The following is a 22,406-nucleotide window of genomic DNA, read 5'->3' on the forward strand; positions in this document are numbered from 1 at the left end:
CTTCGTTAGGGCGGACTCTAGCTATTCCTGGAGGAGTTTCAGGGGGTCACGTCACTTGTTCCCGCCCCTTGGTCCGCTCCGTCAGAACACCTTGCGTGAACGAGATGGCCATTTCATCTCCGGCTGCCAGAAGCGGCTCATAGGCCGTCATTTGATCGCCGACCCAGGTCGAGAGATTATAGTGGTTCATGCTGCTTCCTTCTTTGACACTGAAGGACCATAGCAAGCGAGAGTCGCTCTGGTTCTGGCTTCAGCACAAACGAGTTGGCCCCATGTGAGCGCAACAACGGCAAGCATGCACCGGTAGAACAATAGTAGACAAACGCTGACTATTCAGGGGCTTGTTATGGGTAGGGTGGTATAAGGCTTAAAGCCTATCTTCCGGCGGAATGAAGGGACCCGGGTGAAGCTCACCCGGGATTTTCTAGGACTTCTCTTCTAGGTCTGAGGCAAGGTGGCTCTAAGCGAAGCCCACTCCCCCTCAACCACCGTGCGAAGTCCACTGGTGACTCCGAAAAGCTTTGACGAAACTTCAAGTCGGGTCACGAGTATCGCCTTCGAGAGATACGAAGCCCACCCATAGGGCCCATAAAGATCATCGAACCGATTTTGATAGAGGTGGGCGTTAGTTGACGTCCAACAGCCTCCGGCCCTCATCAGAGCCTTCTCGGCATCCAACTTTCTAGGATCGTCTGTCCTGATATCAATTACCCCATGAAGGTGGAGCGGGCTGAGGGTGTCTTTCTCCATGATGAAGCAAAAGTCGGGACAGTGACCAAAGACAGCTTTCAGGTTCTTTCTGATCCTGTCCTGAAGGTAGGAGACTTGCCCCCTTCCATCCTCTTCACTTCTTTTGATTACGTCATTCGACAACCTTAGTGTGAAGGCTATCCCACCTCGCTTATGAACCTCGATACACAAGGCTAGGAGCTTCAACGATATGGTTGCCCTTCTCCAATCAGGCACCTTGTAATTACCTATTTCTTTTTTGATTTCCTCGACTACTAAACGTCTATTTTTTAGGTCACCGGATTTCTCCAGCCGTCCTAGCAAATCCACGTATTTCCGGTCCTTTTCAGCCAACCTACGTGGCGACGATTTCTGGCTCGCCTTCGCAGTTTTGGCCAAATGGATCTGCGCCGCTTCAACCTCTTCTTCTAGCTTGCAGAGGCCCAGTCGCTTCGCGGCACTCGCTCGTTTAAACCCACGCCTAAGGATTGCTCCAGCTTCAGTGTTTCCAAGTTCGACAGCCAGAAGCTTGACGATCCGGAAGCGATCCATCTCGGAAATGGGCTTGGGCAGGCGACGCGTTTCAGCGGCCATCCTCTTTGCCCACTGCTGACGCCACAAGGGCTTAGCCAGCAGTATCCTCTGCTCCCATTCTGATGCAGTGGCTTGTGGCATTGTTTGATCTGAACGATACATCTTCAGCGCCCTGCCCTTGCACCCTGCATCGCCGAGACCGCAGACGACAACATTTGCTGCTGCGCACCTGAATGAAGCTGCATGTAGGAAGCCGTTGTCTGAGCTTGGGTGTGACCTAGTGTTTTGCCCACGGCGGAGATATCAGCACCCGTCGAAAGCATGAAACTAGCCGTGGTCCTGCGGAGGTCATGAATGCGCCAATGACCGATACCAGCCTCTTGGAGCACCCAAGCCCAAGGCCGCTTCAGGTCTGAACGCGGTTGCGCCCCGCTCCGACCAGGAAACAAAAATTGGCCCGTCGGATCGTGATCTCTCATTTCGAGCAGGATCGTCATAACCGGCGCTGGCAAAGCAATAGAATGGCTACGCTTCGTCTTGGTGTGCGACGAAGGGCGCGTCCATGTGCCCTTCTTTAGATCAAACTGGCTCCAATCCGATCTCAGGACCTCTCGGAGACGCGCTCCCGTAAACAGCAACAGCCGGATAGCGTTGGCGGCTATTTGATCGGGATACCGGTCACACGCATCCAATAGCTGCGCAACTTCATCGGGCGACATGAATGAAAAGCGGCGTTCAATCCGGATATTAGGGACTGCCGTGCATGGGTTGAAGGTGACGACTTCGTTACGGATGGCCAAAGTGAAAATTCTGCTAAGCGTTGCTTTGACACGATTAGCTTGAGCCGGCCCTGCGTTTGTTTTGGCATGGTCCATAATCTCTTCGACATCCGACACCTTGATCTCGGACAGTTGCCGACGGCCATATCGGTGCAAGACAAACCTCGACAGGACATGTCGAGCGTCACGAACAGTCGAGGCCGAAAGACCCCGGCGCTTAGCGTAGCCCTCGAGATATAGCTCCGCATATGCACCGACTGTATTGTCTACCAACAGAGCTTTAGAGCGGCGCTGGGGGTCTTCGCCCTTGTCCACTAGGACGCGGTATTCCCTCGCCTGCTTCCGTGCCGCCTCGACTGCCCAATCCGGATAGCGGCCAATGGTCAGCTTCCCCTGGCGAGGCCCTACGCGAAACTGAAAGAAGAAGGTCCGCACGCCTGCCGGACTAATACGAATGCCTAGGCCGGGCACTTCGGTGTCCCAACTGATGGTGTTCAATGGGAGCTTCGATACGGTGGTTTGTGTGAACTTGGTCTTCATCACCAAGTCTCTCGCTCAGCCTCGCTTTTGCAGCAATATGGTAGCAGCGGTGATCGTAGAGCGTCGTATCTGGGCGTGCTTAAGCGTAGAACGGCACGACCATCTGATTGATTTTATTAGGTTAGTAGGACCAGATCGCATTCAGTGGTGCAAACGACTTCCGTTTTCGTAATGCGGGGGTCACGTGTTCGAGTCACGTAAGCGGCACCACCTCCAGACAGTAAGAAGTTGGGCTAACGCTATCTCGTGCGTGTAATCAGTTTTTCAACTGACGGGCTCACAGATACAATTCATTTGTAGTGGCTCTAGAGAGCCCGCCGCCCTCATCGATGCCAGCACCGCCTTCAAATTGGCGTAACATCGGTACGTAATGTTTATTCTTTTATAACCGTTCCCCAACCATCCTCCGTTTTGACAGCTAGGCAAACTCTTGGGGGAGAGGGGTATGGGTTTAACCAAGCTAGGATGTTTCATTCTGGCCGGAGCGCTGGTGACATCGTCGCCTTCTTTTGCGCAGCAGTTTCCGGTCAATGATCCTGATGGCCTGATTGAATATTCTGCCTGGACGCCCTCGGACGAGGGCCTTGGCGGTACTGTTGAAACCCAGGCCGAAGGTGGATGGGGGCGTCTCGAGGTCAGCGGTTATGTGTCCGCCAATGGGCAAGATGCCGATATCTCTTTCACCTACAGCCACTTCATTTACGATGACTTCCTGCCCCACTATCGCAGGTACTTTAACCGAGACCTTGGCCGCCAAGTTGTCCTGATCGTCGACGGCCGACGTTTTCCGGCTGTGACATCAAGTATGGCAGCCGGCGAAGAAGGTGAGCTTGTCGTTAGCTTTGCCTACTACAACCAAAGCCGCATGAGCCCAAATGCCGCTCATGACGCGACTTGCCCGATCGTCGACGCGTTAAAGCGGGCCTACTCCATCAGTGTGCAATTTGCGCCCAACGACGAGTCTTTTGAGATGACAGGAAGAGGATCGTCGGCGGCTCTGTCGTCATTATACTGCTAACAAACAGGCAGTCTCTTTAGTTTTTGCGTAAGATTTTAATCAAATACAGTCCCAAAAAGGGCAGCAAAGAATAAATGAACCGCAACATCGTGAAAATCGCCTTGGTATTTACCTTGGCGGCGTCAGCAACTGCATTGTCTGCGTGTAAGATTGACGCGCAGCAGCCGGCTCCGGAACAACCTCAAACGGTTCTATCGGCTGATGAAATGCTGGCATCCATTAATGACCAAATGGGGCGCATGAACTATGGCGAAGCCGCGCGCTTGGCCGCAGACGCTCAAATCAAATATCCGGGCGATTATCGCATCCACACCGCTGCCGCTCGCGCTCAGGCCAAGTTGAATGATCCAGTTGCCGCAGCCGACGCGCTAGAGCGGGCTGTGTCTACAGGATTGCCTGACTTGGCCAAGGTTCTGGCCGAGCCTGTGTTCGACAATGTTCGCAGTCATAGCGCGTTTGCGAAATATCGCTCGCGCTCCACGGCAGCTCGCGCTTCTCGTCCCAGAGACACTACCAACTACATCCGCGCCGGTGATGTGGAAATCATCGAGAGTACCCGCGGCGACGTAATCCGGGCCGGCGATCTGGTTCTGGACACCCGACACTAAGAGACCTTCATGACCCATAGATATTTCTATGTCGCGACCGCAGCGGTCGCGGCCCTGAGCACGGCTGCCTATGCGCAATCTTCCAGCCAGGTTTCCGGCTCCGGATCGGCGGCAGTAGGCCGCGACACCAATGCCACCCGCGCGCAAGCGGAAGCATTGGCCAAAGCCGATCTTGTCCGCGCCTTTGCCCGTCAGGTTATTGGTGCGGAACGCATGGGCGAGCTGTCGCCGGACGCCGTCAATCAACTGGCCACCCAGATCCGTAACGACATGATCGTGGACCGCTCGTCAGAGCGTGTCGGCAATATGTTCAATGTAACCCTGACGGCCAGCATCGACCGGCAGTGGTTCCAAAGTGCGCTGGACGATCTCGGCATCTCTTCGTCATCTCGACGCAGCGGCGGGACCCAGCAACGCATCGTCATCATGATCGACGAAGCCATCGGGCGTGCGCCAGACTTTAGCCAGCCTGCAGAAGTCGTCACCGAGTATGACCGCGATAGCGGCGCTTCTTACAGCGACCAATCTGTATCGGCGTATAACAACCGCGAACGGGCCGCTTCTTCTGCGTCATCCGCCTCGGGTCGCACATCCCAAAGCAACTACGCCGGAGCAGCCAGCGACTACTACGGCTCTGCAGCCGTTCGTGGCTCGGGCCGCAGCGCAAGCGCCCAATCTTCGCGATCAGCCTCGGCCTATTCCAACGACACTTCGTCGATTGACCGTACCAACGTGCAGGCGAGCTCCCACGACAACGTCCGCTTCCGTCAGCGCGTAACCTATCAGAGCGCGGCTAACAGCGCGACGGGACGCGCGGCCATCTCTGCGCTGACCGAAGGCATGATCAACTTCGACATCAGCACGTCGAGTGTAACGCCGATGCTGGCGGCCTTCCGCCCCGGCCCCACTCCCCTCTTCAGTGAATTGCAGGCCAGCGGCGGTCTCAACGCCTTCTTCCAATATGCCAACAGTCAGTCCGCCCCGTTCTTCATGTCCGGTGCGCTTGAAATCAATCATGGTGGCCGCCATCCTGCGACGGGCGAGGTCGAATGTTCGGGGGCATTCAACGCCGACGCCTACAACACCGCTACAGGCCAAAACATCGGTTCGGCTTTCCGCGAAGCTACGGGTACCGGCCGCAATAGCTCGGATTGCGAAAACCGCCTCACCGCCAATCTGGCCTCTCAGGTCGCTGCTGCTCTGGGGCCGCAAATCCAGCGTGAATGGCGCAATGTCGGACGGGCTCAAACCGCCGCTGTCGAAGCCGCAACAGGCCCCGCGCAATATACGCTGACTGTTCGTGGCAACGACCTCAACATGGGCATCCAAGCGGACCTTATGGATGCTCTCGCGTCTATTCAGGGCATCGATCAACACGCCTTCCTTGGGCAGGACACCAACCAGATCAATATCCACGTCCGCTATTCTGGATCGACGCCCCTGCATCTAGCCCTTTACCAGCGGCTGAGGAGCAATCCCGCCTTCACCAACATGCAGTCGCAGACCGCTCCCCAGCAGGTGACGCTGTGTCTGAACGGCTGCTGATATCGCTCCGGGCCATGGTGGTCGCGGCGGGTCTAACCGTCGCGCCATTGGGTCATTCGGTGGCACATGCATCATCGGACAGCGGCACCCTCGGGGTACACCCGATCTCCGGCTTGTTCGGCCCGGAAGAATCCGTCTGCGGTTCAAGTGGACGAACAGACAACCTGATTTCCAGATTCCTTTGTGACCGTCTGGGACCGATCGAGCGTCGCCAATACTGGGGCCACCGCTTCAGCACATTATTGGGCGAGCGGTTTACCAAGGCTCGTATCGTTGCCGATGTTGGGACGCCGCCACCGACGGGCATGACCCGTGAAACCATGATGTCACGGACCTTGGTGGCGTCGCTTCATGTTTCGCGGGCAGACATCTGGACTGTCCGTAAGCCCAGCGTGGTCGAAGTGAATATGCCAATCACGCTGACCTTGCTGATGACCAATGTGCTTACCGGTGAAACCATGTTCGCACACACGGTCACCAATAATGTTCAGGGTCTAATGGATCCTGCGAACTACCAGGCCGAAGCCGTTCGCCAGTTTGACCAGCAGTTCGATGCGGCCTTGGTCCGGTTGATTGACGAGACCAGCGCGCGCTTCCAGCCCTCTGCTGTCACAGCACAGGTACGGGGACGCAGTGGTGAGCTCTTCATCATCGATGCAGGCCTGCAGAAGGGGCTGCGCGAGGGTGACCAAATCGGAGCCGACGCCCGGGTAGAGTTTGCCGACACCCACTATGCCCTCGTCAAACCTGCGCTCGACCAGTTAGCAGTCGGCCAAACGCTGTCGCGCTATATTGCGCAACCGGTTGATGCCCTGAACAAACCCTCGCTGCTGGTTGTCATTGCTGACACCCACGAAGGCTTTCCGCACAGCTACGCCTCGACCATCGCCGAAGAGGCCTTGAGCGCAGCGGGAGGCTTCTCGCTGGTCCAGATTAATCCTGCGGTGGCCTCCATCCGCGGGCCGTTGCTGAATGCTTCAAGGGTCGAAAGTCGCCCTCCGGCCCTGCCCGACTACTTTCTGCGCGTTACCATTGCACCGCTGGACCCGATCCAGTCCGCAACCAACGTGACAGGTGTCGAACGGCGCGTCCAAGACGCCCGGGTTTTTATGGAAGTCGTCAGCCATGACGGACGCGTGGTGTATGCCGTCGAAGGTGCCGATCAGCAGATCGACAACATCACCAACGGCATGGCACCGTCCACGGAACAGCGCCGCGACGTTGCCGTACGAAACGCGATGCTTAGGGCCGCACAAGCACTCCGGACGGGCTTCACACCATCTCGGACACGACTTCAAGTCGCCTCCAGTAGTGATAGCGAAGTGGTCATCAGTGATCCGACCGGTGCCCTTGGCATGGGACAGGATGCCCACGCCGTAAGATCCATCGGGAGAGTATCCGGCATTCAGGGTGATGTGTGGGTGCCGGTTGCCGCACTTGAAGTCGTTGACTTCGGTAATGGTGTCGCGACTGCAAGACAGTCCGGCGTCGAAATCCGCCGTGTTCGACGCGGCGATCAAATCGCCCACAACACCATCGGCAGTCTTTCGGCGTCTCGCTACCGCTATACGCCCTGTCTGACGGCAACGGGTGCGCCCAATGTCGTTTTCCGCGGAATCGAGCAGCCACTGTTCTCCGCCATCAGCTTCAACAGGTTTGCGGCTGGATTCTCCGGTGCGGTTCATCCCGCCGAATTTGCGCATGAAGCAGCCTACCTCGGCCTGTCGTCCATCGCTCCTGCCTATCGCGACCTTCCAGCCCTATCACCGGTTCGAAGCGACATCTGTTTCGATGCCGCCCACAGCCTTGCGGCACAAGGACAGAGGGAGGCAGGCCGCAACTTCGTTCAGGATACCTATGAACTCACCGTCGCGTACCAACTGAAACGCAACGGTGAACGCGTCGGCCTGCAGACGATGAAACAGTCTCTGACGGCCACAGCCGTCCCCAGCGCTGCTTCGCCCGATTACCGAAACCGATCCCTACAGATCGACCTGGCGACTTTCGCCAGTGCGCTGGCGCTTGGCACCGCCAGAACGCTCAACCCCACACAATAATAAATGTTCGGAGACGTCCCTGTGAAATCAGCTTCTCGATATATCGCATGCCTTAGCGCCGCAGCCGTGATGGCGGCCATGGCTACACCCTCTTATGCCCAACTCGGTAATCTGCGTAACGTCTTGCCGGGTGCCGGAAGGGCTTCAGCCTCCACCCCGGAGGCTTTCGTCGCCGAAGCCACTGAGACAACCAAACTGGTGATGATAGCCGCGGCGCTGATCGCTTCGGCGGCATCGGAAAGCCCGAACAAGGATGCCCTCAAAGCTCAGATTGATGCCATCGAGACAGCTTCAAGCCCTGGCGATCTGCAGGCGCAAAAGGCGCAGTTCGACGCGAATATTGCCACGATCAATCAGAACGCAGCAGACGCCGAACAACTGCAAGCCATCTATGATCGTGCCGATGCAAGGCAGAAACAGCTCATGCTCACGGCGGCCTACAATTTCTCTATCGGCATGATCCGAAACGCCGATCTCGCTCAACAGGCGCCTGGCATGATCCGCAGTGTCGGCACAAACCCTATGCAGGTGACCCGCTTAGGACAGCTTCGTACCTTAGGCGGGCTCTTAACAGATCAGGTTCAAGCAACCCGTTCGATGGCCGGCCCAATGCGCGCCTTGCTCAGCAAGGGTGGAGTGGAAGTACCTGCCAATCCGTCGGCATCGGATGCCAAACCTGTAACCGACGATCTGTTCGGCTAACCTTCGATTGAACTTGAAACTTCCTCTCACAGCAGCGTCGTGCAGTGAGAGGAAGTGCATTCAATTTGTGTCTATAATTTCTTTCCGACTACGCGACACTAAGCGAGGCTACCCCACCGTTTCCTCCCATAAATATGGCGCTGCGTTTGGCATCCGGCACCGTTATGTCCTTTGCGAACGACCTTGTCGGTCGTGCATGTGATGCCTTGGCGGCGGTGCCCGGGCTTGGACTTTGGGGAGCTTGGTTATGATGAAGACCGTGTTTGTTGCTGTTGCTGCCATCATGGCGACGGCCCCTGCTCTGGCTCAGGATCCGTCGGCTAGCCCGGTGTTTGGCGAGACGACCTTGCGTGCAGGGTTCGATGATGGTGCGCCCTTCCAGCGCCGTTTCCGTGGGGGTGGCCCGAACGACGCCTCTTCCCTGCCCGGCTCCTGCACCGGCAACATCGGCACGCCGCCGGATTTCCGTGTGAATTATACGGCCGGCAGCAATCCGCTGATCTTCCGCAGCGTATCAACGGCTGACACCACTCTGGTGATCAACGGTCCGGACGGTCGCTGGTACTGCGATGACGACAGCTTCGGCGATCTGGATGCCGAGTACCGCTTCAACCGTCCGCAAAGCGGCGTCTATGACGTTTGGATCGGTGTTGTGAATGGCCGCGAGGCCGATGCCACCTTCGTGGTTTCGGAACGCTAAGCCCTAGCTATTCCTGCTTGCGCCCCTGTCATTCGGCAGGGGCGTTTTGCACCTTGAAACTGCAACAGACGTGATTACCTATTTTCCAACATAGGAGATCACCCCATGACCCAAAGCGTCATCAGCACCAAACCGCTGGAAAGCCCTTGGCAAGGGCTGGACCCGTTTCTGTTCGCCGTTCACCACGTCGACAACCACCCTGCCGGTGACGGTCGTCTGGGCATCAAGCCGGAGGACCGGGCCAAGGAAGGCCAAGGTTGGCGTATGTACCATGGCGAACACGTTCCGGGCTTTCCGGCACATCCGCACCGCGGCTTTGAAACCGTCTCCATCGTCCTGAAAGGCTATGTGGACCACGCCGACTCGCTCGGCGTTGCGGCCCGCTATGGCCAAGGCGACGTCCAGTGGCTGACCACCGGCGGCGGCGTGGAGCACGGCGAAATGTTCCCGCTGATCCACACCGACAAGCCCAACACCATGGAGATGTTCCAGATCTGGCTGAACCTTCCGCCCGAAGGCAAATCGGCCAAGCCGGACTTTGAAATGTTCTGGGCCGAGAATATCCCCGTGAGCATTTCGAGGCCGCCGCCAAGGTCACCGTCATCGCCGGACCGTTCGGCGATGTGCGTCCTCTGGCACCGCCGTCGGCATCGTGGGCTGCCAATCCGGCGAACGAGCTGGCCATTTGGCTGATCGACATTGAGAAGGGCGGCAGCATCACCCTGCCGACCGCATCGATGGAGGCTTTGCGCCGCGCCTATATTTATGAAGGTGTGGCCACGTTTGACGGCAATGTCCTGCCCGCCAACCATCTGGCCAATCTCGATGCCTCGCGCGTGACGACCATTCGCAACGATGGCGATCAGGGCGTGCGTATCCTGTTGCTGCAGTCGAAGCCGATCGAGGCTCCGGTCGTGGCACGCGGTCCGTTCGTTCTGAACACCAATGAGCAAATGATCGAGACGGTCACGCGCTACCAAAGCGAAGGCTTTGGTCGCTGGCCTTGGCCGTCACATGCCCAAACCCATGATGCGGATGAGGGCCGCTTTATCCGATATCCCGACGGTCGTCGTGTGACGCCGCCGGCAAGTTAAGGTCCCGCTAAGGCGGGTCACGGGTCGGCAATGACTTGCACGTATAAGCATATCTTTATATGTCTGCGTGCATAGCATCATTCAGGAGCCGACCCGTGGCCCGTTCTTCTTTCCAGTTCACGTCCGAAAGCGTCTCTGAAGGTCACCCCGACAAGGTTGCGGACCAGATTTCCGACGCCATCGTTGACCTCTTCCTGTCCAAAGACCCGGAAGCTCGCGTTGCCTGTGAAACCCTGACCACCACGCAACTGGTGGTGCTGGCCGGTGAAATCCGCGGCAAGGGCATCTGGGAGAACGACGCCTGGGTTGGAAACATCGAAAAAGAAATCGAGGACACCGTCCGTCGCGTCGTGCGCGAGATCGGCTATGAGCAGGACGGCTTCCACTGGAAAGACTTCACCTTCCAGAACAACCTGCACGGCCAGTCGGCTGACATCGCCGTGGGCGTCGACTCCACCGACACCAAGGACGAAGGCGCGGGCGATCAGGGCATCATGTTCGGCTATGCCTCGAACGAGACGCCGGAACTGATGCCGGCCACCCTCGCCTACAGCCACAACATCCTCAAGAAGCTTGCGGAAATCCGCCACGCCGGCGGCTCGATCCTGGAGCCGGATGCCAAGGCGCAGGTCACCCTGCACTATGAAAACTCCAAGCCGGTGCGCGCGGCCTCGATCGTCGTCTCGACCCAACACGCCAAGGGCAAGAAGGACGAAGTGGCCGCCATTGTGCGTCCGGTCGTTGAAAGCGTCCTGCCGCAGGGCTTCATCACTAACGAGACCGTTTGGCACATCAACCCGACCGGCATTTTCGAAATCGGCGGTCCGGACGGCGATACCGGCCTGACCGGTCGCAAGATCATCGTCGACACCTACGGCGGCGCAGCCCCGCACGGCGGCGGTGCCTTCTCGGGCAAGGACCCGACCAAGGTCGACCGCTCGGCCGCCTATGCCGCACGCTATCTGGCCAAGAACGTGGTTGCCGCCGGTCTTGCCGACCGCTGCACCATCCAGCTGTCCTACGCCATCGGTGTCGCCAAGCCGCAGTCGGTCCACGTGGACCTGCACGGTACCGGCAAGATCGATCCGGCCATTCTTGAAAAGGAACTGCCGGCCCTGATCGGTGGCGCGACCCCGCGCTCGATCCGCGAGCACCTCGGCCTGAACAAGCCGATCTATGAGCGCACCGCCAAATACGGCCACTTCGGTCGCCAGCCGGAGGCCGACGGCGGCTTCTCGTGGGAGAAGACCGATCTGGTCGACAAGCTGAAAGCGCTGGTCGCCTAAGGTCGTATCCGGCCCAAGATGATGAAGGCACAGCGTTTTTAAAGCGCTGTGCCTTCTTTTTTGCCGCCTGTTGGCCAACATCCGCTTGCATCGCGGGGTCATAGGTCTTTTAAGCGCGACAACCCCGCCTGTAAGGGCGCTCCCTTTCTCAAGGATTTGCCGACGATGAGCCTCCCTGCTCCTAAAAAGGTCGTCCTCGCCTATTCGGGCGGCCTCGACACCTCGATCATCCTGAAGTGGCTCCAGACCGAATACGGCGCCGAAGTCATCACCTTCACCGCTGACCTCGGTCAGGGCGAAGAGCTGGCTCCGGCTAAGGAAAAGGCCCTGAAGCTCGGCATCAAGGAAGAGAACATCTTCATCGATGACCTGCGCGAAGAGTTCGTTCGCGACTTCGTCTTCCCGATGTTCCGCGCCAACACTGTCTATGAAGGCCAGTACCTGCTAGGCACCTCGATCGCGCGTCCGCTGATCGCCAAGCGCCAGATCGAGATCGCCAAGCAACTCGGCGCCGACGCCGTCTGCCACGGCGCGACCGGCAAGGGTAACGACCAGGTCCGCTTCGAGCTGGGCTACTATGGTCTCGCCCCCGACATCCGTGTGATCGCCCCGTGGCGCGAGTGGGGCTTCAAGTCCCGCGAAGCCCTGCTGGCCTTCGCCGAGAAGCACCAGATCCCGATCTCCAAGGACAAGCGCGGCGAAAGCCCGTTCTCGGTCGACGCCAACCTGCTGCACTCCTCGTCGGAAGGTAAGGTTCTGGAAGACCCGTCGGTCGAAGCTCCGGAATTCGTGCACCAGCGCACCATCTCGCCGGAAGCCGCTCCGGACGTGGCCACCGTCATCACCATCACCTATGAAAAGGGTGATCCGGTCGCCATCGACGGCGTCGCCATGTCGCCGGCCGAAATCCTGACCAAGCTGAACCAGCTGGGCCACGACAACGGCATCGGCCGTCTGGACCTGGTTGAAAACCGCTTCGTCGGCATGAAGTCGCGCGGCGTCTACGAGACCCCGGGTGGCACCATCATGCTGGCCGCCCACCGCGGTATCGAGTCGATCACGCTGGACCGTGGTGCCATGCACCTGAAGGACGAGCTGATGCCGAAGTACGCTTCGCTCGTTTACAACGGCTTCTGGTTCTCGCCGGAACGCGAAATGCTGCAGGCCGCCATCGACAAGTCGCAAGAGAAGGTCTCGGGCACCGTCCGCGTCAAACTCTACAAGGGCAATGTCACCGTCATCGGTCGCGAAAGCCCGAACTCGCTCTATGACCAAGAGCTGGTCACCTTCGAAGAAGGTGCCGTGGCCTATGACCACAAGGACGCTGAAGGCTTCATCAAGCTGAACGCCCTGCGTCTGCGCGTGCTGGCCAAGCGCGACAACCGCATCGGCTAAGCCGACGCCGCATTGTCGGACTTTCAGGGCCGGGCGATCCTCAGGATCGCCCGGCTTTTGTCATCTGTGACCCAGATGGAGCCATCGCCCGCCACCGCCATGGCGACAGGCGTCCCGCGCGGATGCTGGCCCGCCACGCGGTCCCAGCCCGGTGTGATGATCCTGCCCCTGACACTGGGAGTATTGGCCGGATAGCGCAGCGCCCCGCGCGGATAGATGGCGTAATAGCCATTGATGTCGGTCAGCGGCACGCCTTGCTCATTGGTCTCGATGGCCATGATCCGTCCCGCCGTCCGGCGATAGCCGTGCCAAGTGACGAGCAGCCTTCCTTCCAGTTCCGGAAACATCGCGCCTGAATAGTACATCAGGTCCAGCGGTGCCGCGTGCGGCGGCATAAGGGCCACAGGCCTGTCCCGTTGGCCACACCGCGCCTGTGCCGCGCTCCAACCCGGCAAGGGGGTCTGCATGTTCACACAATAGGGCCAGCCGTAATGGCCGCCCTGCCGCAGGACATTGACCTCCTCGAAGGGATTGTTTGGATCTTCCAGATCAACCGAATTCTCGGCCTGTAAGATGGTCCCCGACCGGTGGCGCACCAAGGCGATGGAGTTGCGAAGGCCCGAAGCAAAGACCGTGCTTTCGGCGGACCACCGCCCCTGTCCCAGATAGGCATGACGACGCACCTGTGCCGTGTCGGCCTCCTCGGCACAGCGCCCTTTCGCGCTGGTGCGCGGGCGGCCCGATCCATCCAGACAACGGTCGCTGGGTGCCCCCACATTGACCAAAAGGTCGCCGTTGGTGTCGAAGACAAAGCTGGACAGCGGATGGCGGTTGTCGTGCAGCCGGTTGTCGGGCAGGTCTCCGACCACCGTCGTCAGGCTGCGCTCAGGATCAGCCGCATCGGCGTCCAGCGCCAGTATCCTGTTCATCTCCGAGATGTAGATGCGCCCGTCGGGTCCCCGATCGATCGTGTGGGGCATGGACAGGTTGGAAACCAGTTTCCGCCAGCGCACGCTACGGTCGGCGGCGATATCCATCTGCCAGACCGCACCCTTGGATCGCTCCCACCCTCCAAGGTCGGTCACGAGCCATCGGGTATCGGATAGCGGCAACAGGTCGCGCGGCATCCGCGGGCCGTCGTCGCCCTGCCAGACGAGACCCATACACATGTTCGGGACCATGCCGACGCTCACCGCCCGATATCCGTCGCAAGTGCCGCGTGTTGAAAAGGTCTTGGAACGGTCCGCCCCGCCCAGTCCCAAGGCCACTACGGACAAGAAGCACAGGTAGAACGCTTTTCTCATGGCCAGCCCTCACAGCAACCGCTTCGCAGAACACTGAGCGCGAATTAATGCCCGCTGGCGATATTTAAGATTAAGCTGGCGGCAACTGCGGATCGTCCGCCCCTGTCGGGCCCAGCGAGAGCCCTGAAAGAAATCCGATGTCCGTTCGTATTGCGCTGGCCGCTGCCGTCATCACCTTTGCTGCCACGCCGGCTTTGGCATTCCAGGAAGCTCCCGCTGCCGTCGCTCCGGCCGAAACCATCTCCGAGGCTGAGATGGAAGCTCTGGGCGAAGCTTTCGAAGCCCGTATGGAAACCCTGAAGGAAGAGCTGTCGGCCGCGATCGAAGCGGCGGGCACCGATGCCAACAAACTCTCTTCCGACGTGGATGGCATCCTTGCCCGCTATCAGCCGGAGATCGAAGCCTTCACCGGCAAGCTGGACCTCTTCTTCGCGGGCCAGATCGCCGCTCAGCAAGACGAGACTGTGCGCAGCCAACTGGAGACGGCACGAACCGTAACCAACAATACCCTGCGTGGCTTGCCTGCCCAGATCAAGGCTTCGACCCTTGCGGCGGCCGCCCAGAACGCAGCCGACTAAGCTTTAATGTTACCGGAGACTGCAGTGCAGCCTCCGGTAACGACATTTGACGGGCGGAGTCACTTGGCCGCTTGACCGTCGCCCCCGCTCAGGAGAGAGGCACGCCATGTCCTCACTCCCCGTCGATCCCCACCTTTACGGGACCTATCTCGGCGCCATGGCCGTCATGGCCTTTACGCCGGGACCGGCCAACGTCTTTGCCATCGCCACAGGCATGCAGCGCGGCAAGGCCGCCGCCCTGTGGGCGGTGCTGGGCATGAATCTGGCCACCCTGACTTGGTTCGGGGCCGCGGCATTGGGCTTGGGTGCGCTGGTCAAAGCCTTTCCCGCCGCTTTCAAACTGATCGCTATCGGCGGGGCGCTCTATGTGGCGTGGCTGGGTATCAAATCGCTGATCAAGGCCTTCAAGCCAATGGGCGGCATCGCACAGGCCGTCCTGACCAAGAGCCGCAGCCCGATCGTGGACGGTTTCATGGTCCAGATCGCCAACCCCAAGGCGATCCTATTCTTCACCGCCGTCCTGCCGCCATTTCTTGTTCTGGACCGGCCTATTGGCCCACAGCTTGTGCTTTTGGGCGCAGCCACCATCGGCTTCGATGTCATCGCCATGAGCTGTTACGGACTGGGCGGAGCCGCTATCGCAGGACTGATGCAAAAGCCCGCCTTCCGGCGCGGTTTTGATATCGTCGTCGGCGTCCTGCTCCTATCGGTCGCGGCGCTCATTGCGACCCGCCTGTGATAGACCTAGATCCAACCTTTGGAACACCGCCGTTCACACGCCGTTCAGACGGCATGATCTTGAATGGGATCAAGGAGAGACTTTCATGAAGATTGCTCGCAAAACTCCCATCGCATTGGCCATCTTCGGCGCGCTGGCGCTGGGTGCCTGTGCCACCGCCACGCCGTACCAGCCCGCCGGCTATAATGGCCAGCGCGGCGGCTATGCCGAACAACGCCTTGAGCAGGACCGTTATCGCGTCAGCTTCTCGGGCAACTCGCTGACCTCGCGCGAACGCGTGGAGATGTCGCTGTTGCTGCGCGCCGCCGAACTGACGGTCGAGAACGGCTATGACTGGTTCCAGACTGTTGACCGCGCCACCGATCGTGACAGCCGTCTGGTCGCCCACCCCGACCCCTTCTACTACAACCGCTACGGTCCGTACTGGGGCCCGCGCTGGCGCTATTACAATCGCGGCATGTGGAGCCCGTGGGGCTCGCCATGGGGTCCGGAAGTGGACATCCAGCGCGTTGACCGTTACGAGGCCACCGCCGAAATCAAAATGGGTCGCGGTCCCAAGCCTGCCGAGGACGCCAATGCGTTCAACGCTCGCGAGGTGATCGAGAACCTGTCGGGTCGCGTCACGCGCCCGACCTCCTAAAAGCTTCTCCCCGAAGGCCCCACTCGAGGGGGTTTCACGCCCTGACAGTCCTGCTGTCAGGGCGTCGCTTTATCAGACGTCCAGTTCCATCATGATGGGAGCGTGGTCGCTGGGCTGCTGCCACTCGCGGACGTTGTCGAAGATGCGCGCGCTGCGTTTGACGACAGCCGGTGTCAGGCCCGGCGAGGTCCACAGGTGGTCCAGACGCAGGCCACGGTTCGACACGCGGAAATCCTTGGCGCGATAGCTCCACCAACTGGCCAGCTTCATCGGCTCGGGATGCTGATCGCGCAGCACGTCACAGAAACCGCCCGCATCCTGTAGGCGATACAGGGTCTCGATCTCGATCGGCGTGTGGCTGACGACCTTGAGCATGTGCTTGTGGTTCCAAACGTCATATTCGCCCGGCGCGATGTTGAAATCGCCCGCCAGCACCAGCGGTGCCTGTTTGTCACGGCGCTTGGCCTCGGCGGTCAGGCGCTCATAGAAGTCCATCTTGTGGTCGAACTTGGGGTTCAGCACGCGGTCGGGAATGTCGCCGCCGGCCGGAATATAGAAGTTCTGGATCTCCACGCCCTTCACCATCACCGCCACGTTGCGGGCGTGCTTCTCGCGGCAGACGTCCAGGATGGGGGCCTCGGAGATCGGATAGCGGCTGGCAATCGCCACGCCGTGCCAGCCCTTCTGACCCCCGATGATCATATAGGGCAGACCCATTTCGATGAAGGCGTTACGGGGGAACTGGTCCTCCGTGCATTTGATCTCCTGCAGGCACAGGACATCGGGGGCATATTCGGCGACAAAACGAGCCACCTGATCGATGCGCAGGCGGACCGAGTTGATATTCCAGGAAACGATGCGAAGGGTCATGGCATCGCTTTAGCAGGGCCGCGAAAAACAGGCGCGAAAAAAGCGTCCGGTACGAAGACCGGACGCCTTATCAAAAGCCTTACTGTCGGGCTTAGCGGTTACGCGACGGACGGCGGGTCGGATCGCGCAGGACAAACAGGCTGTTGGCCAGACCCGATGCCGGTTGCAGCGTCGTCAGCTGCACACGGGTGCGGGCACCTTGCGCGTCGGTGATGGTCCATTCCTGCAGACGGCCACCGGCAAACGACAGGATGACCGAGCCTTCGTTCGGGCGGCGGGCATCACGCGCGGTGATGGCATAGGCGCCGGACGCCATGCGGGTCACGCGGTCGATCCGGACGCCCTGATCCAGTCGCACATTGCGGGCGAGGAAGGTCGACAGCGGCGTCTGGGCCAGCGGCACCTGACGGAAGCTTTCAAGGCGCGGGTCATAGCGGTTGACGTTGCTGCCATCGGCCACGACCAGCAGGCCTGCGGGCGAGGTGTACTCGAAACGCATCTTGCCCGGACGAGACAGCCAGAAGCGGCCCTCGCGACGCTGGTTGTTCGGGCCGATCTCGACGAAGGTGCCCTGCGCGGCGGTCAGATTGGTGAGATAGGTCTGCGCCTCGCGCAGCACCGCCTGATCCTCGGCCGAGAGGTTGGCTTGGGCCATGGCCGGAGCGGAGGCCATAGCCACAATGGCGGCAGCGCCAAATCCGAAAACGCGTCTGGAAAGCATCATGTCATTATCTCCCGTTCGGGATTATCGAGGCCCCCACCCTGCCCCGTCGGCTTGGCGTCCTCATGACGCAACGCAGACCATATTCCGGCGGCAGAATGAAGGGGTGTTCAGATAGATTTATGCCTGTTCATCCCACAGGTGTCGCACAGCCAAACGGCCAAGCGACAGCGGCGTTCCTGATAAAGGTACCGTGCCTATTTGCGCTCAAGCAGCAGGCCCCCGCGGGCCTGCGTTAGCGCGGCGGCAAAGCCGCCCCTCTCTAAAAAACCTATTGTCTGACGAGGTCAGACAATAGGCGGCGGACCGGCGAGGACTTCGCGCTTGCCCGCGTGGTTGGCGGGGGTGACGACGCCTTCCTGTTCCATCCGCTCGATCAGGGTCGCGGCGCGGTTATAGCCGATCTGCAGGCGGCGCTGGACGTAGGAGGTCGAGGCCTTGCGGTCGCGGGTGACGATAGCCACGGCACGGTCGTACAGGTCATCGCCCGAACCGCCGCCACCTTCATCGCCGAACGCGCCATCACCGTCGCCGTCCGGCTCGTCGGTAATGAGGTCGAGGTATTCCGGCTCGGCCTGCATGCGCAGGTGCTTACAGACTTCCTCGACTTCCTGATCGCCCACGAACGGGCCGTGCAGGCGGGTGATGCGGCCACCACCGGCCATGTAGAGCATGTCGCCCTGCCCCAGCAGCTGCTCGCCGCCCTGTTCGCCAAGGATGGTGCGGGAGTCGATCTTGGACGTCACCTGGAAGGAGATACGGGTCGGGAAGTTGGCCTTGATGGTGCCGGTGATCACGTCCACCGACGGGCGCTGGGTAGCCATGATCAGGTGGATACCGGCGGCGCGGGCCATCTGGGCCAGACGCTGGACGGCGCCTTCCACTTCCTTGCCCGCGACCAGCATCAAGTCGGCCATTTCGTCCATCACCACGACCAGATAGGGCATGGGCTCGGGACGGATCTTTTCGGATTCGTAGATCGGGCGACCCTGCTCGTCGAAGCCGGTCTGGACGGTGCGCTCGAAATGCTCGCCCTTTTCCTGTGCTTCGCGGGCACGCTCGTTGTAGCCCGCCACGTTCCGCACGCCGAGTTTGGACATGCGGCGATAGCGGTCCTCCATCTCGCGCACGGTCCATTTCAGGGCGACCACGGCCTTCTTCGGATCGGTCACCACCGGCGCCAGCAAGTGCGGGATTCCGTCATAGACCGACAGTTCCAGCATCTTGGGGTCGATCATGATGAAGCGGCAGTCGGCGGGACTGTAGCGATACAGGATCGACAGGATCATCGCATTGACGCCCACCGACTTACCCGAGCCCGTCGTACCCGCGATCAGCAGGTGGGGCATGCGCGCAAGGTCGGCAACGTATGGCTCGCCGCCGATGGTTTCACCCAAGGCCAGCGGCAAAAGGTGCGATTTCTTATCGTATTCGGACGACGCCAGCAGGTCGCGCAGGAAGACCGTCTCGCGCTTGGCGTTCGGCAGTTCGATACCGATGGCGTTGCGCCCCTGAACCACCGAGATACGGCAGGCCTGCGCCGACATGGAGCGGGCGATATCGTCGGCCAGCGCCACGACGCGGCCGTGCTTCACACCCGGCGCGGGCACCAGTTCGTAAAGGGTAACCACCGGACCCGGACGGATCTGATCGATGGAGCCGCGCACGCCGAACTCCTGAAGGACTTCCTCCAGCATCTTGGCGTTGGCCTTCAGCGCCTGTTCGTCGACCGTGCCGCCACGGTTTTGCGGCTTGGCGAGGATGCCCAACGACGGCAGTTCGAACCCGCCCTCATGTTCGAAGCGGAAGGTTTGCTGATCGACGTCCACGGCAGGCTTGGGAGCCTTGGTCGCCGAAACCTTGGGTTCGGCGGCGCGGGTCTGTTTTGCGGACGGCGGGGCGACCGGAGACGGATCTTCCCACGGCGGAGAGAAGTCGTCCTCATCGGCTTGCGAACCCGAAGTTGGCGCGACCGAAATGGGCGGATGCGGCGGCTCGCGTCCGGCAGGAGCAGCAACGGCGGCTTCCGGTTCATCGTCAAACTGTTCGGGCAGAACGTGGCGCGGCTTGCGCTGGGCTTGCTGGGCCTTGGCAGGCTTTGCGCCACGGCCAGCCTTTGCCGCCTTTTCCGGACGGGCGACACGGACGGTCGCGCCCTTCTCGGCGGCCCAGCCGGCGGTCTCATAGACGTCCCGCAGGCGCAGACCCAGCGTAAAGCCCAGCGCCCACAGCGCCAGCACCCCGAACACCGCCCCCAGAATGAGACGGGCATAGGGGACGTGGATCGCGCTCAGGCCCTTGGACGTCAGGCCGATGAGGCCGTCGCCCCAGTTGCCGCCCATGCCCGCAGCCAGCGGCCATACCCCCGGAGCCGCCAGAGACGACAGGGCCGACGAGGCCAGCAGAACACCACTGACCGCCGCAAAAATCCGCATACGGGTGGGATGCAGGCGGTGAGGCACGGAGTCCCCCAGCGCAATGCCCACGCCGAAAGCACCAAAGAGCAACACGCCCAGCCAAGCCCCGATGCCGAGCGACTGCAGCAGAATGTCCGACAGCACGGCACCGCCGCCGCCGAGCCAGTTCTTCACCGGCTGGGCCGAGGCTGTGTTCCAGCTGGGATCGGCGGCATTCCATGACGCCATGGCCACCAGCACCAGAGCGGCAATGACCGCCTGGACAATGCCACGCACACGCACGGCAAAAGGCGCGGCCCACACGATGCGGAACGTGGTCCAGGCTCTCTCTACGAGCGCGGCAGCAGTCATGAGGCGCACCTCCGGCAAAAACTAACCTCCGCTTGTGCCGGATCAGGGTTAACGGCCTATTTACCAGCGGTCGATCGTGACCTTCTTTGACCATCAATCACGCGCGGCTCTGGACCTTTGCGCCCTAAAGGGCGACACAAGGCCCATGAGCGGTTCCGATTACGACATCGTCATTGCAGGTGCAGGTCTGGCGGGCGCAGCCTTCGCGCTGGCTGCGGCACAGGGTGGGTTCAAGGTTGTGGTGGTGGATCCCCAACCTTTCGAGAACCAGTTGGCCCCCACCTTTGACGGGCGTTCGACGGCCATCGCCTATTCCACCTTCCGCATGCTGGACGCGCTTGGACTGGGTGAGACCCTGCGCCCGCACGCCTGCCGGATGGACCATATTCTGGTGACGGATGGACAGCGCCCCAGCGCCTCGGCCCGCGCCCCCTCGCCCGCCTTCATCCGCTTCGACGCAGAGGAAATCGGGGACCGCAACGGCGGCGAGCCGCTGGGCTATATGCTGGAGAACCGCCGCATCCGTCAGGCATTGGCCGAGGCCCTGCCCAAGGCCGGTGTCGAAATCCTCGCACCCGCAGCGGTGAAATCGGTCAAGACCGATACGGCTCAGGCCATTGTCACCCTGAACGACGGACGCACGCTGGAAGCGCCGCTGGTCGTCGGGGCAGAGGGCCGTGGCTCCACCGTTCGCCGCGAGGCCAAGATCGACACCCTCGGCTGGAAATACGGCCAATCGGGTGTGGTCTGCACAGTCAAACTGGGCAAGGACCACGGCAATGTCGCCCATGAGTATTTCCTGCCGGACGGCCCGTTTGCCATCCTGCCGCTGACGGAGCAGCGCGCCTCGCTGGTCTGGACCGAAAGCACCCGCCGTGCCGAGGCGCTGAAAACCTGCTCGGACGAAGCCTTCAACGCCCACCTTTATCGACGCTTTGGCGAGTTCCTGGACGGTGTCGAGGTGGTGGGCCCGCGCTTTGTCTATCCGCTGAGCTTGCAACTGGCCGAAAACCTGATCGCACCGCGCACCGCCATTCTGGGCGATGCGGCCCACGGCGTTCACCCTGTCGCAGGACAGGGTCTGAACATGGGTCTAAAGGACGCCGCCGCCTTGGCCGAGGTCCTGACCGACGCCATGCGACTGGGCGAGGATTTCGGCTCGGAGCTGGTGCTGGAACGCTATGCCCGCTGGCGCCGCTTCGACAACGCTGTGCTGGCCGCCGGTTTTGACGGTTTCGTGCGCCTGTTCTCCAACGATTTCGGCCCCCTGCGCCACGCCCGCGATCTGGGTATGGCTGTGGTCAACCGCATCGGCCCCATGCGCCGCGCCTTCATGCACGAAGCCGGAGGTGCCACAGGCGATTTGCCCCGCCTCCTCAAAGGCGAAAAATTATAGCGGGCGGTTAAACCCGCCCCCCAAATTGCGCTCAAGCCGCGAGCCCCCGCGGGGCGAGCATAGCGCGGCGCGTCAGCGCCACCGCAAAAGGGCCGCCAGCAACGCTGGCGGCCCTTTGTGCGACACTAAAAAAGCTAGAAGTTTAGTCTTCTAAACTTCTAGCATCCTCGACCAGCATGATCGGCACGCCCTCGCGGATCGGGAAGGCCAGCTTGGCCCCCGGCGAGATCAGTTCATTGCGCTCACGATCATAGGTCAGGCGACCACGGGTGACCGGACAGATCAGGACTTCCAGCAGGCGCGGGTCCACGGTGACGGGCGTTTTGAAATCTTCGCTCATAAGGCAGTTATACCCCTGCCCTGCCTCTTCGGCCAAGTGCTATTGCAAGCGCGGCGGCGTCTC

The 22,406-nt window shown here is 60.7% G+C and carries 22 protein-coding genes; 14 read left to right on the forward strand and 8 right to left on the reverse strand.

The window, feature by feature from the left end; translation table 11 throughout:
• Positions 1–46: 46 nt before the first annotated feature.
• The 3 genes from Q0Y42_RS11455 to Q0Y42_RS11465 all read right to left on the reverse strand — a co-directional run bounded on the left by Q0Y42_RS11455 (position 47) and on the right by Q0Y42_RS11465 (position 2,582).
• Positions 47–190, reverse strand: a complete 144-nt coding sequence (locus Q0Y42_RS11455; RefSeq protein WP_297803830.1) for a hypothetical protein — start codon at positions 188–190, stop codon at positions 47–49.
• A gap of 248 nt (positions 191–438) precedes the next feature.
• Complete coding sequence (locus Q0Y42_RS11460; protein ID WP_297803833.1) at positions 439–1,404, reverse strand: hypothetical protein; 966 nt, start codon at positions 1,402–1,404, stop codon at positions 439–441.
• A 23-nt stretch (positions 1,405–1,427) separates the two neighbouring features.
• The gene (locus Q0Y42_RS11465; protein WP_297803835.1) at positions 1,428–2,582 is read right to left on the reverse strand and encodes a site-specific integrase; all 1,155 of its coding nucleotides are present in this window, start codon (positions 2,580–2,582) and stop codon (positions 1,428–1,430) included.
• A 445-nt stretch (positions 2,583–3,027) separates the two neighbouring features.
• Between Q0Y42_RS11465 and Q0Y42_RS11470 the strand changes: the two genes are divergently transcribed.
• The 10 genes from Q0Y42_RS11470 to Q0Y42_RS11515 all read left to right on the forward strand — a co-directional run bounded on the left by Q0Y42_RS11470 (position 3,028) and on the right by Q0Y42_RS11515 (position 12,987).
• Positions 3,028–3,600, forward strand: a complete 573-nt coding sequence (locus Q0Y42_RS11470; RefSeq protein ID WP_297803837.1) for a hypothetical protein — start codon at positions 3,028–3,030, stop codon at positions 3,598–3,600.
• A gap of 74 nt (positions 3,601–3,674) precedes the next feature.
• Complete coding sequence (locus tag Q0Y42_RS11475) at positions 3,675–4,208, forward strand: hypothetical protein (protein WP_297803839.1); 534 nt, start codon at positions 3,675–3,677, stop codon at positions 4,206–4,208.
• Positions 4,209–4,217: 9 nt separating this feature from the next.
• Positions 4,218–5,753 carry a hypothetical protein gene (locus Q0Y42_RS11480; RefSeq protein ID WP_297803842.1) on the forward strand — a complete coding sequence of 512 codons (1,536 nt, stop codon included), beginning with the start codon at positions 4,218–4,220 and terminating at the stop codon, positions 5,751–5,753.
• Positions 5,735–7,810, forward strand: coding sequence for a hypothetical protein (locus Q0Y42_RS11485; RefSeq protein ID WP_297803844.1), 2,076 nt, complete (start codon positions 5,735–5,737; stop codon positions 7,808–7,810). Before Q0Y42_RS11480 ends, Q0Y42_RS11485 begins: the two co-directional genes overlap by 19 nt.
• Positions 7,811–7,831: 21 nt before the next feature.
• Positions 7,832–8,512, forward strand: coding sequence for a hypothetical protein (locus Q0Y42_RS11490; RefSeq protein ID WP_297803846.1), 681 nt, complete (start codon positions 7,832–7,834; stop codon positions 8,510–8,512).
• A 247-nt stretch (positions 8,513–8,759) separates the two neighbouring features.
• A complete protein-coding gene (locus Q0Y42_RS11495; RefSeq protein ID WP_297803848.1) occupies positions 8,760–9,212 on the forward strand; it encodes a peptidase S1 in 453 nt (150 codons plus the stop codon).
• A 105-nt stretch (positions 9,213–9,317) separates the two neighbouring features.
• Entirely contained in the window at positions 9,318–9,905 is a 588-nt protein-coding gene (locus Q0Y42_RS11500) for a pirin family protein (protein WP_297803850.1), read from the forward strand.
• Positions 9,836–10,306 carry a pirin-like C-terminal cupin domain-containing protein gene (locus tag Q0Y42_RS11505; protein ID WP_297803853.1) on the forward strand — a complete coding sequence of 157 codons (471 nt, stop codon included), beginning with the start codon at positions 9,836–9,838 and terminating at the stop codon, positions 10,304–10,306. The genes Q0Y42_RS11500 and Q0Y42_RS11505 overlap by 70 nt, the downstream gene beginning before the upstream one ends.
• A 95-nt stretch (positions 10,307–10,401) precedes the next feature.
• Positions 10,402–11,592 carry a methionine adenosyltransferase gene (gene metK / locus Q0Y42_RS11510; RefSeq protein ID WP_297803855.1) on the forward strand — a complete coding sequence of 397 codons (1,191 nt, stop codon included), beginning with the start codon at positions 10,402–10,404 and terminating at the stop codon, positions 11,590–11,592.
• A gap of 165 nt (positions 11,593–11,757) precedes the next feature.
• On the forward strand, positions 11,758–12,987 hold the full coding sequence (locus tag Q0Y42_RS11515; RefSeq protein ID WP_297803857.1) for an argininosuccinate synthase: 1,230 nt from the start codon (positions 11,758–11,760) through the stop codon (positions 12,985–12,987).
• Between the two features lie 23 nt (positions 12,988–13,010).
• Here Q0Y42_RS11515 and Q0Y42_RS11520 read toward each other — a convergent pair whose 3' ends face one another.
• Entirely contained in the window at positions 13,011–14,291 is a 1,281-nt protein-coding gene (locus Q0Y42_RS11520; protein ID WP_297803859.1) for a PQQ-dependent sugar dehydrogenase, read from the reverse strand.
• 137 nt (positions 14,292–14,428) lie between these two features.
• On the opposite strand from Q0Y42_RS11520, the gene Q0Y42_RS11525 reads away from it, so the two are divergent.
• The 3 genes from Q0Y42_RS11525 (at position 14,429) to Q0Y42_RS11535 (ending at position 16,248) form a co-directional block, all read left to right on the forward strand.
• Entirely contained in the window at positions 14,429–14,869 is a 441-nt protein-coding gene (locus tag Q0Y42_RS11525; RefSeq protein WP_297803861.1) for a hypothetical protein, read from the forward strand.
• A 106-nt stretch (positions 14,870–14,975) separates the two neighbouring features.
• Entirely contained in the window at positions 14,976–15,608 is a 633-nt protein-coding gene (locus Q0Y42_RS11530) for a LysE family translocator (RefSeq protein ID WP_297803863.1), read from the forward strand.
• Positions 15,609–15,693: 85 nt separating this feature from the next.
• Complete coding sequence (locus Q0Y42_RS11535; protein WP_297803865.1) at positions 15,694–16,248, forward strand: hypothetical protein; 555 nt, start codon at positions 15,694–15,696, stop codon at positions 16,246–16,248.
• Between the two features lie 72 nt (positions 16,249–16,320).
• Here the strand turns inward: Q0Y42_RS11535 and xth are convergent, their stop codons facing one another.
• The 3 genes from xth to Q0Y42_RS11550 form a co-directional block, all read right to left on the reverse strand.
• Entirely contained in the window at positions 16,321–17,118 is a 798-nt protein-coding gene (gene xth / locus Q0Y42_RS11540; protein WP_297803866.1) for an exodeoxyribonuclease III, read from the reverse strand.
• A 91-nt stretch (positions 17,119–17,209) separates the two neighbouring features.
• Positions 17,210–17,842 (reverse strand): outer-membrane lipoprotein carrier protein LolA, encoded by a 633-nt coding sequence (locus tag Q0Y42_RS11545; RefSeq protein WP_297803868.1) that lies wholly within the window; start codon positions 17,840–17,842, stop codon positions 17,210–17,212.
• Between the two features lie 284 nt (positions 17,843–18,126).
• Complete coding sequence (locus Q0Y42_RS11550; protein ID WP_297803870.1) at positions 18,127–20,607, reverse strand: DNA translocase FtsK; 2,481 nt, start codon at positions 20,605–20,607, stop codon at positions 18,127–18,129.
• Positions 20,608–20,752: 145 nt separating this feature from the next.
• Between Q0Y42_RS11550 and Q0Y42_RS11555 the strand changes: the two genes are divergently transcribed.
• Positions 20,753–22,003: a UbiH/UbiF/VisC/COQ6 family ubiquinone biosynthesis hydroxylase gene (locus Q0Y42_RS11555; protein ID WP_297803872.1), complete on the forward strand. Its 1,251-nt coding sequence runs from the start codon at positions 20,753–20,755 to the stop codon at positions 22,001–22,003.
• 142 nt (positions 22,004–22,145) lie between these two features.
• Here Q0Y42_RS11555 and Q0Y42_RS11560 read toward each other — a convergent pair whose 3' ends face one another.
• On the reverse strand, positions 22,146–22,343 hold the full coding sequence (locus tag Q0Y42_RS11560) for a Trm112 family protein (protein WP_297803874.1): 198 nt from the start codon (positions 22,341–22,343) through the stop codon (positions 22,146–22,148).
• Positions 22,344–22,406: the final 63 nt, after the last annotated feature.

This window comes from uncultured Brevundimonas sp. (genome assembly GCF_947305955.1).
In the GTDB taxonomy this organism is placed as follows: domain Bacteria; phylum Pseudomonadota; class Alphaproteobacteria; order Caulobacterales; family Caulobacteraceae; genus Brevundimonas.

Excerpts from the sequence above, each read along its gene's own strand:
- Q0Y42_RS11455 (WP_297803830.1), bottom strand. The coding sequence starts at position 190 with ATGAACCACTATAATCTCTCGACCTGGGTCGGCGATCAAATGACGGCC.
- Q0Y42_RS11460 (WP_297803833.1), bottom strand. The coding sequence starts at position 1,404 with ATGCCACAAGCCACTGCATCAGAATGGGAGCAGAGGATACTGCTGGCT.
- Q0Y42_RS11465 (WP_297803835.1), bottom strand. The coding sequence starts at position 2,582 with ATGAAGACCAAGTTCACACAAACCACCGTATCGAAGCTCCCATTGAAC.
- Q0Y42_RS11470 (WP_297803837.1), top strand. The coding sequence starts at position 3,028 with ATGGGTTTAACCAAGCTAGGATGTTTCATTCTGGCCGGAGCGCTGGTG.
- Q0Y42_RS11475 (WP_297803839.1), top strand. The coding sequence starts at position 3,675 with ATGAACCGCAACATCGTGAAAATCGCCTTGGTATTTACCTTGGCGGCG.
- Q0Y42_RS11480 (WP_297803842.1), top strand. The coding sequence starts at position 4,218 with ATGACCCATAGATATTTCTATGTCGCGACCGCAGCGGTCGCGGCCCTG.
- Q0Y42_RS11495 (WP_297803848.1), top strand. The coding sequence starts at position 8,760 with ATGATGAAGACCGTGTTTGTTGCTGTTGCTGCCATCATGGCGACGGCC.
- Q0Y42_RS11500 (WP_297803850.1), top strand. The coding sequence starts at position 9,318 with ATGACCCAAAGCGTCATCAGCACCAAACCGCTGGAAAGCCCTTGGCAA.
- Q0Y42_RS11515 (WP_297803857.1), top strand. The coding sequence starts at position 11,758 with ATGAGCCTCCCTGCTCCTAAAAAGGTCGTCCTCGCCTATTCGGGCGGC.
- Q0Y42_RS11520 (WP_297803859.1), bottom strand. The coding sequence starts at position 14,291 with ATGAGAAAAGCGTTCTACCTGTGCTTCTTGTCCGTAGTGGCCTTGGGA.
- Q0Y42_RS11525 (WP_297803861.1), top strand. The coding sequence starts at position 14,429 with ATGTCCGTTCGTATTGCGCTGGCCGCTGCCGTCATCACCTTTGCTGCC.
- Q0Y42_RS11530 (WP_297803863.1), top strand. The coding sequence starts at position 14,976 with ATGTCCTCACTCCCCGTCGATCCCCACCTTTACGGGACCTATCTCGGC.
- Q0Y42_RS11535 (WP_297803865.1), top strand. The coding sequence starts at position 15,694 with ATGAAGATTGCTCGCAAAACTCCCATCGCATTGGCCATCTTCGGCGCG.
- xth (WP_297803866.1), bottom strand. The coding sequence starts at position 17,118 with ATGACCCTTCGCATCGTTTCCTGGAATATCAACTCGGTCCGCCTGCGC.
- Q0Y42_RS11545 (WP_297803868.1), bottom strand. The coding sequence starts at position 17,842 with ATGATGCTTTCCAGACGCGTTTTCGGATTTGGCGCTGCCGCCATTGTG.
- Q0Y42_RS11550 (WP_297803870.1), bottom strand. The coding sequence starts at position 20,607 with ATGACTGCTGCCGCGCTCGTAGAGAGAGCCTGGACCACGTTCCGCATC.
- Q0Y42_RS11555 (WP_297803872.1), top strand. The coding sequence starts at position 20,753 with ATGAGCGGTTCCGATTACGACATCGTCATTGCAGGTGCAGGTCTGGCG.
- Q0Y42_RS11560 (WP_297803874.1), bottom strand. The coding sequence starts at position 22,343 with ATGAGCGAAGATTTCAAAACGCCCGTCACCGTGGACCCGCGCCTGCTG.